Origin of the sequence: Burkholderia sp. AU32262 (assembly GCF_020419985.1) — a bacterium.
Lineage (GTDB): Bacteria > Pseudomonadota > Gammaproteobacteria > Burkholderiales > Burkholderiaceae > Burkholderia > Burkholderia semiarida.
In genome coordinates this window covers 17,073-32,324 of sequence record NZ_JAIZRS010000011.1, presented here as the reverse complement: position 1 = coordinate 32,324, position 15,252 = coordinate 17,073, and the positions used below count along the sequence as shown (strand labels likewise).

The 15,252-nt window shown below is 62.1% G+C and carries 17 protein-coding genes, 1 tRNA gene and 1 pseudogene; 10 read left to right on the top strand and 9 right to left on the bottom strand.

The genetic code is table 11. The features are described 5' to 3' along the window. Positions 1-635 precede the first annotated feature (635 nt). Positions 636-1,379 carry a hypothetical protein gene (locus LGN10_RS15125; protein WP_143328694.1) on the top strand — a complete coding sequence of 248 codons (744 nt, stop codon included), beginning with the start codon at positions 636-638 and terminating at the stop codon, positions 1,377-1,379. Positions 1,380-1,447: 68 nt separating this feature from the next. Here the strand turns inward: LGN10_RS15125 and LGN10_RS15120 are convergent, their stop codons facing one another. Together LGN10_RS15120 and LGN10_RS15115 are read right to left on the bottom strand one after the other, a co-directional pair. Continuing rightward, a complete protein-coding gene (locus LGN10_RS15120) occupies positions 1,448-1,927 on the bottom strand; it encodes an MltR family transcriptional regulator (protein WP_143328695.1) in 480 nt (159 codons plus the stop codon). Positions 1,928-1,966: 39 nt separating this feature from the next. Next, positions 1,967-2,257 (bottom strand): annotated as a pseudogene (locus LGN10_RS15115) (phage late control D family protein); the annotation flags it as partial. A gap of 183 nt (positions 2,258-2,440) precedes the next feature. Between LGN10_RS15115 and LGN10_RS15110 the strand changes: the two are divergent. Both LGN10_RS15110 and LGN10_RS15105 read left to right on the top strand, forming a co-directional pair. Beyond that, entirely contained in the window at positions 2,441-3,025 is a 585-nt protein-coding gene (locus tag LGN10_RS15110; RefSeq protein WP_059574163.1) for a recombinase family protein, read from the top strand. 20 nt (positions 3,026-3,045) lie between these two features. Next, the gene (locus tag LGN10_RS15105; protein WP_226224109.1) at positions 3,046-3,498 is read left to right on the top strand and encodes a hypothetical protein; all 453 of its coding nucleotides are present in this window, start codon (positions 3,046-3,048) and stop codon (positions 3,496-3,498) included. 711 nt (positions 3,499-4,209) lie between these two features. Here the strand turns inward: LGN10_RS15105 and LGN10_RS15100 are convergent. After that, positions 4,210-4,626: a DUF6538 domain-containing protein gene (locus LGN10_RS15100; RefSeq protein WP_179231715.1), complete on the bottom strand. Its 417-nt coding sequence runs from the start codon at positions 4,624-4,626 to the stop codon at positions 4,210-4,212. A gap of 84 nt (positions 4,627-4,710) precedes the next feature. Beyond that, a tRNA-Gly gene (locus LGN10_RS15095) sits at positions 4,711-4,785 on the bottom strand. Positions 4,786-5,044: 259 nt separating this feature from the next. Between LGN10_RS15095 and LGN10_RS15090 the strand changes: the two genes are divergently transcribed. Then, a complete protein-coding gene (locus LGN10_RS15090) occupies positions 5,045-6,139 on the top strand; it encodes a hypothetical protein (RefSeq protein ID WP_059574160.1) in 1,095 nt (364 codons plus the stop codon). A gap of 44 nt (positions 6,140-6,183) precedes the next feature. After that, positions 6,184-6,396 carry a hypothetical protein gene (locus LGN10_RS15085; protein WP_059574159.1) on the top strand — a complete coding sequence of 71 codons (213 nt, stop codon included), beginning with the start codon at positions 6,184-6,186 and terminating at the stop codon, positions 6,394-6,396. A gap of 5 nt (positions 6,397-6,401) precedes the next feature. Here the strand turns inward: LGN10_RS15085 and LGN10_RS33685 are convergent, their stop codons facing one another. Beyond that, positions 6,402-7,289, bottom strand: a complete 888-nt coding sequence (locus LGN10_RS33685) for an HNH endonuclease signature motif containing protein (protein WP_226093716.1) — start codon at positions 7,287-7,289, stop codon at positions 6,402-6,404. A gap of 529 nt (positions 7,290-7,818) precedes the next feature. On the opposite strand from LGN10_RS33685, the gene LGN10_RS15075 reads away from it, so the two are divergent. Beyond that, a complete protein-coding gene (locus LGN10_RS15075) occupies positions 7,819-8,163 on the top strand; it encodes a cupin domain-containing protein (RefSeq protein WP_059448122.1) in 345 nt (114 codons plus the stop codon). 345 nt (positions 8,164-8,508) lie between these two features. Next, positions 8,509-9,687: a mandelate racemase/muconate lactonizing enzyme family protein gene (locus LGN10_RS15070; RefSeq protein ID WP_059574157.1), complete on the top strand. Its 1,179-nt coding sequence runs from the start codon at positions 8,509-8,511 to the stop codon at positions 9,685-9,687. A gap of 144 nt (positions 9,688-9,831) precedes the next feature. On the opposite strand, the gene LGN10_RS15065 is transcribed toward LGN10_RS15070, so the two are convergent. From LGN10_RS15065 to LGN10_RS15055, 3 genes are all read right to left on the bottom strand, one after another. Further along, complete coding sequence (locus tag LGN10_RS15065; RefSeq protein ID WP_059574156.1) at positions 9,832-10,374, bottom strand: chromate transporter; 543 nt, start codon at positions 10,372-10,374, stop codon at positions 9,832-9,834. Next, entirely contained in the window at positions 10,371-10,982 is a 612-nt protein-coding gene (locus LGN10_RS15060) for a chromate transporter (protein ID WP_059574155.1), read from the bottom strand. The genes LGN10_RS15065 and LGN10_RS15060 overlap by 4 nt, the downstream gene beginning before the upstream one ends. A 132-nt stretch (positions 10,983-11,114) precedes the next feature. Beyond that, positions 11,115-11,870, bottom strand: coding sequence for a DeoR/GlpR family DNA-binding transcription regulator (locus LGN10_RS15055; RefSeq protein ID WP_059574154.1), 756 nt, complete (start codon positions 11,868-11,870; stop codon positions 11,115-11,117). Positions 11,871-11,951: 81 nt separating this feature from the next. On the opposite strand from LGN10_RS15055, the gene LGN10_RS15050 reads away from it, so the two are divergent. The 3 genes from LGN10_RS15050 to LGN10_RS15040 all read left to right on the top strand — a co-directional run bounded on the left by LGN10_RS15050 (position 11,952) and on the right by LGN10_RS15040 (position 13,969). Next, complete coding sequence (locus LGN10_RS15050) at positions 11,952-12,551, top strand: NUDIX domain-containing protein (protein ID WP_226224108.1); 600 nt, start codon at positions 11,952-11,954, stop codon at positions 12,549-12,551. Next, entirely contained in the window at positions 12,548-12,928 is a 381-nt protein-coding gene (locus LGN10_RS15045) for a hypothetical protein (RefSeq protein WP_059574152.1), read from the top strand. Before LGN10_RS15050 ends, LGN10_RS15045 begins: the two co-directional genes overlap by 4 nt. A 174-nt stretch (positions 12,929-13,102) precedes the next feature. Next, positions 13,103-13,969 (top strand): SIR2 family NAD-dependent protein deacylase, encoded by an 867-nt coding sequence (locus LGN10_RS15040; protein WP_226224106.1) that lies wholly within the window; start codon positions 13,103-13,105, stop codon positions 13,967-13,969. Positions 13,970-14,022: 53 nt separating this feature from the next. Here LGN10_RS15040 and LGN10_RS15035 read toward each other — a convergent pair whose 3' ends face one another. Continuing rightward, positions 14,023-15,234: a S53 family peptidase gene (locus LGN10_RS15035; protein WP_089464599.1), complete on the bottom strand. Its 1,212-nt coding sequence runs from the start codon at positions 15,232-15,234 to the stop codon at positions 14,023-14,025. Positions 15,235-15,252 lie beyond the last annotated feature (18 nt).

Genomic DNA, 15,252 nt, shown 5'->3' with positions numbered 1-15,252 from the left:
TTGTTCCTAGTTATTCCCATCGTTTTGTATTCGTTGTTAGACCCTTCCCGTGGGAGAGCCAATACTCTCCCTAGGCTTCTCGCAAAGGAGAAACCTAGTTGGAGGCATCGACGCTCCCATATTCTTCCCTATGGGTAATCCCTCGCTTTGGTCGTGACGCATTATGTCAGGAGAGGCTGGATCCAAAGCTGAGCCAATCGAACCTCTCCCCATCGTCCCGGCTGCGTCTTCCTCTTTCGAGGCAACTCTACCGGTGAGCATTACGACGATCCCATCTATGCTCCGCTGCATTTCTCTCGCAGCTTTACGACCTTGCTCGACCGTTCTATCGCCGAAAAGCAAGGAAGCGCAAACCCGGTCTCTTGGGTGTGCGAGCGATAATTTAGCACAACCGGCAGTGGGGTGTGAAATACATTTCGTTTTTTTGTCAACCAGTAGTGAGCGATGGTTGTCTTTCGCTCGTTCGGAGTGAATTTTGTTGTGTGATTTTTTCACGCACGTTCGCCAGACGTTAGGTCGCGATGTCGGGCTCGGTATCGGTCCCGGGTTGCAATGCATAGCGCTGGCGGCGATTCCGGGCCAGGACGTTGTGATACGCTCGCGCCCTTCTAACACGCCACAGAAACGGGGAAACCATGCGGCGCAAGATTCCACGATCGCCAAGAACATTGGCACAACAAGCGAAGTCAGAGACACCGTCAACGCCAGCTCGTTGGGACAACGTTCTTAAAAAAGGACCGTTTCTCGTTTCATTGAGTGGCCTCTTCGTTTCGGCGACGGGATTAATAATCACACTGGCGGTGAACGGCCCGACTCTCCTGAAGAACGGGAAAGACTTCGTTGAGTGGTATCGCATGGACCAAAATGTGAGTGGCCGGTCGACTAACACTAGCGAGGGCGACATTGAACCCCCGGCATGGGCTGTCAGTGACGATGACGCAGTTTTTCTGGACGTCACCGTGCGGGATGGTCAGATTTCCGGATCAGCGGTAAGCAAGCGTGTATGCAAATACAACCTTCACACAGATGTTTTCGTCGAGGGAAGTATTTCTCGTAACGTCGGACACGTTGTTTTCTGGGATTGCATAGCCGGTGAACGACGCACATTCGCTGAGGCAAAAGTGCATGTTAATCGAGCAGCCGGCCTGCTCGACTTTAATGTGGCCGACCAAGCTCCGGGCTTATTTCCAAGCAGATTCCGTCTCGGAAAAAGATCTGACTATGATCCACAACCGAACACCCCGAACACGTCATCGCAGAGTCCGAACGCAGATGCTCGGCTAGAGATAAAAAAATTAGAAGATGCACAGTTTACAGGTTCGTTTTGCGAGGAGTTTCTTGAGAGCGTCAAGCCATCGAAGAAGAATTCGAAGAAGTAGCACCCTCGGATTGAATACGTGCTCGCGCTAATCAATGTTGGCGCTATGAGGCGCGTCGTCGCGAGTCTCTATATTTTCTCTTGTGCAGATTGCATGAGTTTCCAAAAATATCCGCAAATTACGCTGCATGCGAATACGTAAACCTGTCGCGCATGCGCTGCGCTATAGTTTGCAGGTGAGCCTCCGTATGTGGATAGTGAGAGAACCTTTCCTTTTACCTCATCCGATTCGGACGATCCCTCGAACGGATGATGAGCGAAGTGGTTGCGAATCTTCCGAATCAGTTCGATATTCCTGTATAGCTCCTTGTCAATGAACCCGAAGGCATAGGCCACAGCGATACGTTGGGAGGACGTTGCAAGCGGCCCCATTGCGCCAAATAATTTTTCTGCAACCTTTGCATCAACTGTCTTGGACTGAAGGTAAGCGCCCAAATAGTGTTCCAGAAAGCTACCAGCGAATATTGCCGCGCCACGATCTGATTCCTTATTGAAAGCTCCAATCAGGTCGTTGATTTGGTGAAAGTCGATATTTTGAGGGAGCCCCACGTAGTCCTCCTTTAGACTTACGATATCTTACCCTCACCTCTACCTCGCCTTCCGAAAGTGCGGCCGATGCCTATCCGTCGTCGGGTCATCGAGCATTTCTAGCTCCAAATCGGTCACGAATCCGTCGTTCGCGATCCGATGCGTTGCCTTCTTCGCCAACCATGCCGTTTCGTGGATTTCCGGTTTGAGGCCGCTCACCCTGACAGGCGCTTCCGGAAACAAGTCAGTCTTGCCGCGTGCCAGCGAGTAATCGAGCGTTGCCTAGCTGCGCTGCGTGCGTGTGAATTCTCCGTGCGCAGCGGCCCGCGCTTCCGCCTCGGTAGCGTATCCATAGCATGAAATCGCCAATCGATCCAAGTCACGGACATTGTGACTTCGTTTGCCAGCAAACGGCCGGATTCCGGCAGTATCCGAACGTCGCTTCCGCGCCGCCAGAAAATTAGCCCTTGGCTTTCCAGGCACGGCGTCCTACTCTGGCACCAATTTCTGGCGCATGTCATTGGGGGAGCAGCGATGGCGACGTTTGGATACGGTAGGGTCTCGACTGGACAGCAGACGGCAGATAACCAGTTCGTTGAGATCACGCAGGCGGGTTACGAGATCGAACCGGAGTTTTGGTTCGCCGATGAGGGCGTCAGCGGGAAAGTCTGTGCGGAGCAGCGTCCCGCGTTCAAGCGCCTACTCGGGCAGATACGCAGGGGCGAAACGCTGGTCGTGTCGAAGCTGGACCGGCTTGGGCGCGACGCGATCGACGTGTTGCAGACTGTCCGGCATCTGGGCGAGCGTGGCATCAGGGTCATCGTGCTCCAACTCGGGGCGACCGATCTAACGTCACCCGCCGGGAAGCTGCTGCTGTCGATGTTGGCGGCGGTCGCAGAAATGGAGCGAGACTTGCTGGTCGAGCGCACGCAGGCCGGGCTTGCTCGTGCTCGGGCGGAAGGGAAGCGGCTTGGCAGACCGTCCAAAACCACGCCGGAGCAGCGCGCAGAGATTCTACGTAGGCTCGGTCAGGGTGAATCGGTCAGCGCGCTGGCACGAGCGTATTCGGTTTCAAGAGCCAATATCATCAACGTTCGGGCAAGTGCCGTCGCGAATTAACTGGCAAGAAGGAGAGGGAATTGATCGACGACGAGAGCAAAGAACTAAGACAGCGCTTCCAGCGCGATGTTGATGACATTGTTGCGTCGCTAATCAGCTTCGTCGGTCTCAAGCATTCAAAGGACGTCCCGCACCTCAGTGAGGGTCTCTACCGCTGGCTTGATTTTCGTATGAGATACATCGACCCGGTTCCTCGGCGAATCGTTGCATCGAATCGTTTCCCGATGCGGCTCAGTGGAGCCACCGAAACAGGGTTGCGAGCGATCGAGAAACGTATGCTCGGCGGCCGTGACCTGAATCCGTTTCAAGGCAAGAGGCTGATTGGGCTCCATGACACGAGCGCAACGAAGCGCCAGATGAGAACGGATTTGTTGTGGGCAGACTGGGGTATTCATCACTTGCATCTGACCGACGCGCCGGTTTCCGAGGGGGGCATCGCTTGCGTCGAGAGACTACTTCACGGAGCGCGGTGATTACTTGCTCTACGTGATGTTTGTTGACGATGCGGCGTGCATTATCGATGTCCGAACACATAGCGAGGAGTTACCGTTCTGCCAGCAATCTCTGATAGAGACGGTTGTGAGAAGCTGGCCCGGACTGCTCCGTCCCCTGTCCGGAACGTTGGCCCGCAGCAACCCATATACGGCTCAAGAAATCGACATGGGGCGTCGCGGTGGGGTGTCTGGGTTCGTGGTTGTAGATGGCGTTGCTTATTACCCGCCCGGGATGGGAGTAACGACTGCGTCAACTGCTACCCGTGTAACTCTAGCCAGAGATGCCTTGCGGAAGGATGTCGATCACTTGGTTCAGATCGTCAGCCATCCAGATGGTCAATTCCAAACTAGCTATCGATCGGGGAAGACCGGTCGAGCCTTCTCTCTTGCGGTTACGGAGCGAGGTCTCGCAGTTTACGAAGCAAGTGCGGATACGGCGTGGGTCTTGGGTGGCGCGGTGGAGCCTGTCGCCGGGCCATATACACGATTAACTCATCGGCTAACGCCGGCGTGGTTGCTGAGCGCGATGAAACGAGCCGGAGCGTGGTCCGGCGGTGGCCAGTCAGTCTCCGAGACTCGGGTTTGAACCGCGGGGCGTAAATCTGGTGATGTGCGGCGCGTGGGGCGCGCCGCCATCCTGATTGCATGTCGATTATCCGGTGTTCACCTGCCCTTTGCTGGGGATCCGAATCATCTTCCCATCCCTGTCGAACAGGATGGCGATGTTTGAGGATGTGCCGCCGAGCACCGATGCTTGCGAATACATCCATTGTTGAAGCGTGCTTGCGCGCCGTCGTTGAGCAGTTCGTTCGCCAGCAGCCTCGGCTCCATACCAATGGTCCGCGCAGCGTCCACAATGCGGATCATGCCCGCACCGTCCAGCAGCGGGTTTTCGGCTTTGAGTTTTTCGATGTCTAACGTCATGAAGTGCTCGCGCCAATGAGACTGAATTCGATGGGCGACGAGTTTAGCGGCTTCCCACTCTCGAAGTCGCGTGGACGCATGAATTTCATTCTTGCCGACTGCTGCGCGCAACCGTTTCGGGACGGCGAGCCGGACAACGTAGATGCCGCTAGGGCGACGATAAAGGCAGGAGGTTTGAGCCACCGTAGGACGCCGATGTAGGAGTCTTGCGGAGATGCTCGTGAGGCACACACATAGCCCAGTGGAATCAACGGGCTAGGTGGGGTGTGGAGCGGGCGATGGGAATCGAACCCACGTCATCAGCTTGGGAAGCTGAGGTAATGGCCATTATACGACGCCCGCAGAGCGCATAATTCTACAGGGGTTTGGGTGGGGATGGCAAGTGGGAGGTTTGGGGCGGTGGCAGGGAAACTGGCATCGCTCGATGCTGGAGCGGTGGCGTCGCTGGCAGTGATGCCGATTGGGGATCGGCCTGGAGCGCTCGCTCGACACGCTCGCTTGAATCGTCGGCAATTTCTTTGTCGATACTTCTGATCAAGTGGCGCCAGCGTAAGTCTCGACTGGTAAGCTTTCTGCCCTGTTCACAATCAGTCAAACAACGATGAAGCTTGAGGGAAGAACAGTCTGGCAACAGGCTGCTGGCGATACCAATAGAAATTACGTCAGCTTTTGCCTCGATTGGGATGTAATACTCAACGGACCTGGCTATGCAGGACCCATTCCCGAAGCCGCTGACCGACTTAGAGCTGACGGTTGGTCGTCACGGAAGATTACCGATCTGAAGCGCTTCGCTGTTTCCATGGCTCCGGGCGATATCGTCGTGCTTAGGCTTGGAACAAATGAGGTCCATGGGGTTGGCGAGATAATCGGGCCTTACGAATGGCACGATGAGTTCGGCGATATCGACGGGTGGGACCTGCAACACGTTCGCAGGGTCCGATGGCTCTGGAGGCCTGAGGGCAAGCCAATGCGTTTCGACGCCTATGCGATGAATCAGGGGGACACAACCCAGCAATTGCGGAATGGCCCCGTACTTGATTGGATCAGGTCGCTTGAACTGGTGTCGAATGAGTCGTCTTCTGTGCCCCTGCGAGTATTGCCTGACCAAGCGTCTAGGAAAATCCAGTTGGCCGAGATTTCATCGTTCCTGTTTGACCATGGGGTTGCCAGTGCTTCGATCACGAGTCTCGTGCATGAGATAGACGAACTGTCTCGGATCGGACGCTGGTACAAGCGTTCCCAGAAGCCTTCTGAACATGAGACGGTGGCGTATCTGGTGGTACCGTTGCTGCGTGCCCTTGGCTGGACGCCACAACGGATGGCGATCGAATGGAACCGTGTTGATCTCGCGCTCTTTGAGCGGTTGCCGCGCAGAGATGAAAACCTCTGCGCCGTTGTTGAGGCCAAGAAGATGGACGATTCCTGCCTCTCAGCCATGTCACAGGCACTCAACTACGCTCAGTCTCGCACCAATTGTCACCGACTGGTAGTGACCGACGGGCTTCGCTACGGGGTCTATACGAGGCCGGGTAAGGGTGTGTTCAGGCTTTTCGCATATTTCAATCTTCTAAGGCTCCGCGGGGACTATCCCGTTTACCAGTGCAAGGGGGCACGTGAGGCCTTGCTTGCCCTTGCTCCAGAGTGGAAGCCGGGTGCCGAGCTCGCAATGATCGAGCCAGTTGAGCGGGTTGTATAGCTGTGGCGTTGTCCTGATCGTCGGATTGCCGGGATAGTCCCAGCATGGACGAAACCCGACACCACAACGATTTCCCGACGTTGACCAATGAGCAGCTTTGCGAGCTGGCTGCGGCGGTGTGTGACGATTTCGGCGGCGACCTCTCGCGAGCAGCTTTCACGGAGAAACTGCTGTGGCTTCTCGAAGACGTTCCAGGGTTCGAGGCGGACCAGGTGGATGCAAGCCTCATATACAGCGGTCGCCCGTCTGAACTCTGACGCTGCTACTCACGTACCAGCTCAGTCACCTTTCCATAGAGCGTTTCTCGGTATGCGCGAGCGTCTTTGGAAAAGTGCAGTCGCCGATGGCAGTTCGGGCAAACGGCGACCGTATTCGTCACCGTATCCGACCCGCCATCCGCGAGCTTGCGGAGGTGATGAACTTCGAGAAACGGACCATTTGCCCCGGAAAATGGCGCGGGTTGGTCGCAAGCCTCACAATTGTCCTTCGCTCGCTTAAGCACCCATGCTTTGACCTTGAGGTCGCGCACGAAGCTGGTGGTCGTTGACGTTGTTGTGCCTGGGGCTTTATTGCCATCGGGCCGTTCCTCTAGAGTCTTGCGAATCTCGGCGATGGTTACGGCTTCGGCAGCCCGAGGCAATTCCTGTCGACCTTCCAACTCGCCGATGATGGCTTCTATCTGTCCGGCAACCCTTACCCCAACATTTGTTGCCGGTGGGAGACCCGGTATCCAATCGCGTCCCATGAGCTCCAGAACGTAGGAGATGTTCCGCATCCTGTATTCGCAAGATTTTTCGGATCGGCCAATTTGCGCGGCGAGATTTCGATAGACCTGTCGTTTCACAACCGGACGAGCGTCTCGGAAACAACGGGCCATGTCGAGGTATGCGGCCACCGAGCCTCTCAATTCGCTTTTGGTCCAATCTGCTTCGAGCTTCGTGGGCGAGCCGTCTTGTTCATCGACGGGACTACCTTTTTCTTTCGGGACGATCTCAAAATCCAGATCTTCGAGTAATCGGTGCCACTTGCCATCTCTGGCACCGGCGAATTCGGATGGAAGCAAATCACCGTTTCCGGCAAGCCTATTCGCAATGGCAGCGATTGCCTTGGGCGGAAAGCGTTCGCGATTGATGACGACGTCGTATCGCACGCTGTCTCGAAATCCTCCATGTCCATGGTCCTTCTTCCATATCCGTGCTGCTCTGAGGACATGATCACGGGTAATCTTTCGAGGTGAATTGGGCATGTTCGAGTTTGTTCGCTGAGCATCGAACCGAAGAAAGATGCTAAGAATTTGAGTTGCTTTGGTCCGAGGAGTGGTCCATCTACCAGACATTGGTCGTTACTTGCGCCGCTTGCTCTTGGTCGGATGCTTTGATTTGAGCATATCAGTGAACTGCTGAACGAAATTCACGACGAGTTCCCGCTCGTTGCTATCCAATCCATCGAGAGTATCTGCAATCATAGCCAGTTGATCGTCCGGCCGTTTCGATCCGCGCTGCAATAGCTGATCTGGGAGTAGTCTAACGCGTCACTGAGCTGCTGGAGCCGATGCAAGGTCGGCATCCTCGTGCCCAATGTCGAAAATAAACGAGTCGGCGTCGGAAGCATACAAGCCCGGGTAAAGCTTTCGAACTAACGTGACAGGTCTTTCATACGATCGTCAGTCTGGAGCCGACATGTCCGATTTCATCACCGTTCTGCGCAAAACCTGCCCGACGCCTGTCGTTGACGCGACCAAGTGGAAGCGCATTGGCGGCGATCCGCACACCGTGAACCTCAACGCGTACGTCTCGAAGGACGGCAGCAAGATCATGGGTACCTGGATCTGCACGCCGGGCAAGTTCGAGGTGAATTACGAAAAATGGGAGTACTGCCACTTCCTCGATGGCTACTGCATCATCACGCCGGAAGGCGAGGAGCCGGTGCACCTGAAAGCCGGCGACGTGTTCGTGATCGAACCCGGCATGAAGGGGACGTGGGAAGTGGTCGAGACGGTGCGCAAGTACTTCGTATTCGCCTGAGTTTGTCTGAGCGGGCCGGTCGATTCTCCCGGCGCGGGCTATTCTCGTCGCCTTATCTTGTCCCGGTGCACGAAGGCAGGAGTGGCGAACGGGAATTCCGCCTCGATCAAGGTGGCCCAGGTTCGAAAACAGCGCGCCGAGCGTGGTTATACGCTCGGTGTTCTGCTATCCGGCTGCAACGCGTGATGACGGCGACGCGCGGTTGTCGATGACGACGCGATAACGCTCGCCGCCGGTCCTGCACGCTAACGCGCAAACCCCTAAGATGCAGCGATCCCGTCCACCGTTTCCGCTGCTGCGCGTGAAGCTTGCGCCTGCGCCGGACGCCTCTCCGGAGCCCCGACCATGCGCATCACCGCGATCCATGAACGCGCGATTCCCGTTTCCCGCTATGCCGATCCGGCGATCCCGTCCGGCGGCCTGTCGACGAGCATCGTCGCGGTCGTCACTGACGTCGTGCGCGACGGCCGCCCGGTGACGGGTTATGGCTACGCGTCGATCGGCCGCTTCGCGCAGAGCGGCCTGATCCGCGAACGGTTCGCGCCGCGTCTGCTGGCTGCTGCCGATACGCTCGCCGACGAAGCTGGCACGAGCCTCGACCCGTTCCGCGCATGGCGCGCGATGATGGCCGGCGAGAAGCCGGGCGGGCACGGTGAACGCTGCGTCGCGGTTGGCACGCTCGACATGGCGATCTGGGACGCCGCCGCGAAGATCGCCGAGCTGCCGCTGCATCGATTTCTCGCCGATCGTCTCCAACGCACGGCAGCACCACGCGTGCGCGTGTACGCGGGCGGCGGCTACCGCTATCCGCACGACGACCTCGCGCGCCTGTCGGACGAGATGCGCCGGATCGTCGATCTCGGCCACACGCACGCGAAGATCAAGATCGGCGGGGTGGATTTCGATCAGGACCGGTGCCGCATCGACGCCGCTGCCGCGCAGTTGGCAGGCCCTTCGCATCTCGCGGTCGACGCGATGAACACGTACGACGCGACGACCGCCCACGACGCGGCCGACATGCTCGCGCCGTTCGACCTCTGGTGGTTCGAGGACATCTGCGATCCGCTCGATCTGCCGCTTCAAGCAGACGTCGCCACGCGATACGCATCGCCGATCGCGGCCGGCGAAGCGCTGTTCTCGCTCGCGGAAGCAAAGCTGCTCGACCGCTATGGCGGCTTGCGCAACGACCGCGACGTGCTGGTGTTCGATCCCGTGCACAGCTACGGGCTGCCGGGCTATCTGCAGATCGTCGATCACTTCGTGTCGCGCGGCTGGCGGCGCGGTGCGTTCTGGCCGCACGGCGGCCATCTGTTCTCGCTGCACGTCGTTGCGGCGCTCGGGCTCGGTGGCGCGGAAGTCAGCCCGTTCGCATTCCATCCGTTCAGCGGGCTTGCCGATAGGGAAATCGTCGATGCGGGACACGCACGCGTGCCGCAGGCGCCGGGTATCGGGTTCGAGTTGCATACCCACGCGCACGACGTACTGCGCGCGGTATCGGAATCGGCGCCGATAGTGGGCCGCTGACACCTACAGCGCGTCGATCGCGTACCGCGGGCATTCCCTGCTCGTTCAGGCTGCTGTCCGAGCGCGCCGGTGTTTCGCGCCGTTCAGGCGTCAGGACGGATCGGCGCCCGGGTGATGTCGCGATGTAAAGGCGATAGCGCCGCGTCACACGCCCCCGAGCACATGCACGCCGACGAGCAGCAGCGCGCCGATCGCGATCAGCAGCAGCGCATGAACACGCGTGTAGATCACGCACAGCGCCGACGCCGCCGCGATCGCCCGGGCGGCCCAGCCGCCGTCGAGCGCCCGCAGCAGCACCCATACCGACGCGAGGATCATGCCGGCCGCGACCGGGCGCAGGCCGGTTTCGAGCGCGATCTGCCAGCGCGCGCCCCGGTGTCGCCGCCATAGATGCGCGACGCCGTAGATCAGGAATGCGGTCGGGCCGAACAGCGCGAGCGTCGCGATCACCGCGCCCCAGAAGCCGGCCACCTGCCAGCCGATCAGCGTCGCCAGCAACGAGCCGGGGCCCGGCGCCATCCGCGCGATCGCGAAGTCGTTCACGAATTGCGTGGCGCTCATCCAGTGATGGACATCGACGACTTGCCGCTGGATGTCCGCGATGACCGCCTGCCCGCCGCCGATCGTCGCGATCGACAGCGGCGCGAATACGCCGAACAGTGCCGCGTAGCGCGCCGATGCGTTCATCGTGTATCGCTCCCGACCGGCGCGGCGGCCGCACGGCGGTATTCGAGCGTGACGCTCAGCGTGCCGCCGATCAGCACGGTCCATACGAGCGGCCAGTGCAGCACGGCGACCGACACGAACGTGAGCGTCGTCACCGCGAACGGCAGCACGCGGCGCGGCAGCCGGCGCACCGCGGTGATCGCCATCGAGATCGACAGCCCGATCGCCGCGGCCGCCGCGCCGGCGAGCGCGACATGCGTGAGCGGGAAGCGCGTGAGGGTCGAGAACGCGACGCCGAACAGCACGATCAGCACGGCCGGCGGCGCGATGATGCCGGTGAAGCCGGCCACCGCGCCGCGCCATCCGGCGAGCCGGTAGCCGATCCAGATCGCGAGGTTCTTCACGTTGACGCCCGGCAACGCTTGCGACAGCGCGAGACCATTGAGGAACGCCTCTTCGTCGAGCCAGCGCCGCTCGTGCACGAAATCGCGCATCATCCGCCCGCTGAGCCCGCCGCCGAAGCTGGTCAGGCCGATCTGCGCGAATGCGATGAACAGGGCAAGGACGCCCGGCGGCGGTGCGTCGCCCGCGGGCGGTGCCGTGGGAGTCGTGGCGAAGGGTGAGGGCATCGGGCGGGTGGCACGTGGCGATCGAGCGATCGCCCATGTTAGCAAGCGGTGCCTGTCAGCACGCTGACATTGGCGCGAAGCCTGCACCATCCCCCTCTCCGCACCGATTCGACGCGGCCGGCCCGACGCGCGCTACGCGCGCACCACCGTCACGCCCGCGGCCTCGATCGGCTTCGTCAGCGCGGCGTCGGTTTCCTTTTCGACGACGATGGTCTGCGCCAGCGTGAGCTCGCCGATCACGAACTGCGACGCCGCGCGCAGTTTCGACTGCGACGCGAGCACGACCGTCTCGGCCGCGCGTTCGGACAGCGCGCGCTTGATCGCCGCCTCCTCGAAATCACCGGTGCTCAGGCCCGCGGCCGGATGGACGCCCGTGACGCCCATGAAGTACAGGTCCGCGTGAATGCGCGCGATGCCTTCCATCGCCGCCGCGCCGACCGCGACGATCGAGTGCTTGTAGAGTCGCCCGCCGATCAGGATCACGTCGATCGACGAATGCGCGGCCAGCGCCACCGCGACGCTCGGGCTGTGCGTGACGATCGTCGCGCGCAGGTCGGCCGGCAACTGGCTGACGAGCAGCGCGGAGGTCGTGCCGCCGTCGACGATCGCCACCTGCCCGGGCGCGATCATCTGCGCGGCTCGCCGTGCGATGCGCCGCTTCTCCGTGGTTTCGAGCGCTTCGCGCTGCGCGAACGGCGCGACGGCCGGCGACGCCGGCAGCGCGCCGCCATGCACGCGCTGCAACCGCCCTTCGGCCGCGAGTTCGCGCAGGTCGCGACGCACCGTGTCTTCGGATACGCCGAATTGCACGCTCAGCTCGGCGGCCAGCACCTGGCCGTCGCGCGCGAGCGCGTCGAGGATCGCCTTCTTGCGTTGCGTCGTCAGCATCGTGTTTGCACGAAGATTCTTGAAATTGCACGAATATGCACGTTACCATGGGCGCCGTCCTTTGTCGAACCGGAGGCTGCGATGGCTGCAACGCGGGAGCGGGTCCGCATCGTCGATACGACGGTGCTGTCCGACGACTGGTATGTGCTGAGGAAGGTGACGTTCGATTTCCTGCGCCGCGACGGGACGTGGCAGCGCCTGAGCCGCGAGACCTACGATCGCGGCAACGGCGCGACGATCCTGCTGCGTCATGCCGAGACGGGCGACGTGCTGCTGACGCGGCAGTTCCGGATGCCGGCGTTCGTGAGCGGGCACGATGGCATGCTGCTCGAAGCGGCCGCCGGGCTGCTCGACGACGAAACGCCCGAAGCGCGCATCCGCGCGGAGGCCGAGGAGGAGACCGGCTATCGCGTGCGCGGCGTGCGCAAGGTGTTCGAGGCGTTCATGAGCCCGGGCTCCGTGACGGAGAGGCTGCATTTCTTCGTCGGCGAATACGATGCGTCGCTGCGCACGGGCGCGGGCGGCGGCGTCGCGGAAGAGGGCGAGGATCTCGAGGTCGTCGAGATGCCGCTGCAGGCGGCGCTGGACGCGGTCGAGCGCGGCGAGATCGTCGACGCGAAGACGATCATGCTGCTCCAGTACGTCGCGCTGCGGGAAACCGCGGGCGTGCGCGCCGCATGACGCCGCGGCTCGTGCTGGTCGCCGGCCCCTATCGCAGCGGCACGGACGGCGACCCGGCGCGCATCGCCGCGAACCTGCACCGGCTGGAAGCGGCGGCGCTCGCCGTGTATCGCCGCGGGCACGTGCCGATGATCGGCGAATGGGTGTCGCTCCCGCTCGCCGCCGCGGCCGGGTCGACGCAACTGGGCGACGCGATCGGCGAAACCTTCCTGTATCCGGCCGCGCACCGGCTGCTGCGACGCTGCGATGCGGTGCTGCGCATCGACGGTGCGTCGCGCGGGGCGGATGCGGACGTGGCGCTTGCGCGGCAACTCGGCAAGCCGGTCTATTTCGCGGTCGACGAGATTCCGGCTGGGCAGGACGATTCGGGTCACTAAGCAAGCATGGGCGCCGCGTCGCGGTATCGGCGGTGCGGACGGTCGGTATTCGCACTGTCGGAAGCCGCACGCGCGCCGCGCCACGCAGTTGCGTTGCCGATGCGGCGCGACGCCCGAACCGGCGTATGATCGCGACGCCACTCGCGCAACGTTCGACGCCACCGCTTCTCCATCATGCCGCCTTCCGATCCCGCTGATCCCGCCGATTCCATCGCGCCGCTTCCCGCCGATCTCGTCGCGTCCGCCGTCGACGCGCTCGCGCGTGCCGACGCCTTGCTCGTCACGGCCGGCGCCGGCATCGGCGTCGATTCCGGGCTGCCCGATTTTCGCGGCACGGACGGCTTCTGGCGCGCGTATCCGGCGCTGCGCCACGAGCGTTTCGAATTCCACGAGATCGCGTCGCCGCACGCATTTCGTGCGCGTGCGCCGCTCGCATGGGGATTCTACGGGCATCGTCTCGCGCTCTATCGCGCGACGACGCCGCACGCGGGCTTCGCGATCCTGCGCCGCTGGATCGACGCGATGCCGAACGGCGCCTTCGTGCTGACGAGCAACGTCGACGGCCAGTTCCAGAAAGCCGGCTTCGAGCCGGCACGCATCGTCGAGATCCACGGCTCGATTCACGCGATGCAATGCCTGCGCCCGTGCACGGACGCGACGTGGGACGCGGCGCCGTTCGTGCCGGAAGTCGACGAAGCGACGTGCCGCCTGGTTGGCGACATGCCGCGCTGCCCGCACTGCGGCGGTCTCGCGCGGCCGAACATCCTGATGTTCGGCGACACCGGCTGGCTCGGCGCGCGCTACGACGCGCAGGAGCGCGCACTGGAAGACTGGATCGCGCAGGCCGGGCGCGTGGCCGTGGTCGAGATCGGCGCGGGCACCGCGATTCCGACCGTGCGTCTGCTGAGCGAACGGCTCGGCGCCGACGTGATCCGCATCAACGCGCGCGAGGCGCATGCGCGCCGGGCGGACGTGATCGGGCTGAAGGGCGGTGCGCTGGCGACGCTGAACGTGCTCGACCGCGCATGGCGCGGCGGCTGAGCCCCGCGCTTCGCGCCGACCGGCGCCGAAGCCGCGTGATGGCGGCCGCGCGACTACGGCCGCGCGACGAGCGCCTGCACGAGCGCCGGCGCGATCGGTGAACCGAGGCCCGTCACGTAGTCGTAGCCGCCCGCCGCGTTGCAGATGCTGCCGCAATTGCCGTTGGACCCGGTCGTCACGTCGTGAAAGTCGCTGCCGTACGCGGTTTTGCCGACCGTATAGAGCGTGTCGTAGGTGCCGCTCAACGCTTTCTTGCCGGCCGCCGCGCGCAGCGAATTCGCGATCGCGACGAGCGCCGCCCATTGCGGCGCACCGGCGCTCGTGCCGCCGACCTGGAACCAGCCGGCCTGCCCCTGATAGGCGACCGAGTCGTACACCGCGAAACCGCTGGACGGATTCGCGTCGTAGCTGACGTCGGGCACGCCGCGCTTGCCGGCCACCGGAACCGGCCATGCGGTCTGGCCGGCCGGCTCGGCTTCGATGCCGCTCACGCCGCCGCCGCTGCCGCTCCATGCCGCCTCGCCGATGTAGTTGCCGGCCGTATCGGACGACAGCGTCGTGCCGCCGACGGACACCACATAAGGCGACGCGGCCGGGTATTCGGTGCCGGTGCCGCTGTCGCCGGACGACGCGACGAACGTGACGCCGGGTGCGTTGAAATGGCTGTCGAAGCCGGTCTCGCTGCTGAATTCGTTGCCGCCGAAACTCATCGACACGACCGACGCGCCGCGCTTGACCGCGACGTCGACCGCGGCCAGCAGGTCGTTGAAGCTGGCCGACGCGGCTTCGACGAGCAGGATCTTCGCCTTCGGCGCGATCGCGTGGACCCATTCGACGTCGAGCGAGATTTCGAGCGCCCAGCCTGAATCGGTCCTGGGCCGCCCACCGCGTGCGTACACCTTGGTGAAACAGCCGTTCGACGACGTGCAGGCCGGCAGCGAGAACGCATTGCTGAACACGCCGAGATCGGATTCGATCTTCGGGTGGTCGTACGCGTCGACGATCGCGACGACCATCCCGTCGCCCTGGTTCGCGATCGTGTCGAATCCGTATGCACGCCGCGTGAGCGCCGGCGTGAGGCCGGCGATCGCGGCCGTGCTCGCGCGCGACTTCGTGTGGAACGGCGGGCGGGCAAATCCGTTCGGTGCGCGGTGGCCTTCGACGTAGGATGGCGGCCCGTTGCCGTCGGCGAGCGCACCGCCGGACGCGAGCAGCGACGCGCACAGCGCCGGAATCAACATGGACGACAGGCGGATATCGTTCATTTTTCGAGTCTCCATGTC

What these genes read in the sequence shown, in the direction of transcription:
- LGN10_RS15125 (WP_143328694.1), top strand. Translation starts at nt 636, where the DNA reads ATGCGGCGCAAGATTCCACGATCGCCAAGAACATTGGCACAACAAGCG.
- LGN10_RS15110 (WP_059574163.1), top strand. Translation starts at nt 2,441, where the DNA reads ATGGCGACGTTTGGATACGGTAGGGTCTCGACTGGACAGCAGACGGCA.
- LGN10_RS15090 (WP_059574160.1), top strand. Translation starts at nt 5,045, where the DNA reads ATGAAGCTTGAGGGAAGAACAGTCTGGCAACAGGCTGCTGGCGATACC.
- LGN10_RS15085 (WP_059574159.1), top strand. Translation starts at nt 6,184, where the DNA reads ATGGACGAAACCCGACACCACAACGATTTCCCGACGTTGACCAATGAG.
- LGN10_RS15075 (WP_059448122.1), top strand. Translation starts at nt 7,819, where the DNA reads ATGTCCGATTTCATCACCGTTCTGCGCAAAACCTGCCCGACGCCTGTC.
- LGN10_RS15070 (WP_059574157.1), top strand. Translation starts at nt 8,509, where the DNA reads ATGCGCATCACCGCGATCCATGAACGCGCGATTCCCGTTTCCCGCTAT.
- LGN10_RS15065 (WP_059574156.1), bottom strand. Translation starts at nt 10,374, where the DNA reads ATGAACGCATCGGCGCGCTACGCGGCACTGTTCGGCGTATTCGCGCCG.
- LGN10_RS15060 (WP_059574155.1), bottom strand. Translation starts at nt 10,982, where the DNA reads ATGCCCTCACCCTTCGCCACGACTCCCACGGCACCGCCCGCGGGCGAC.
- LGN10_RS15055 (WP_059574154.1), bottom strand. Translation starts at nt 11,870, where the DNA reads ATGCTGACGACGCAACGCAAGAAGGCGATCCTCGACGCGCTCGCGCGC.
- LGN10_RS15050 (WP_226224108.1), top strand. Translation starts at nt 11,952, where the DNA reads ATGGCTGCAACGCGGGAGCGGGTCCGCATCGTCGATACGACGGTGCTG.
- LGN10_RS15045 (WP_059574152.1), top strand. Translation starts at nt 12,548, where the DNA reads ATGACGCCGCGGCTCGTGCTGGTCGCCGGCCCCTATCGCAGCGGCACG.
- LGN10_RS15040 (WP_226224106.1), top strand. Translation starts at nt 13,103, where the DNA reads ATGCCGCCTTCCGATCCCGCTGATCCCGCCGATTCCATCGCGCCGCTT.
- LGN10_RS15035 (WP_089464599.1), bottom strand. Translation starts at nt 15,234, where the DNA reads ATGAACGATATCCGCCTGTCGTCCATGTTGATTCCGGCGCTGTGCGCG.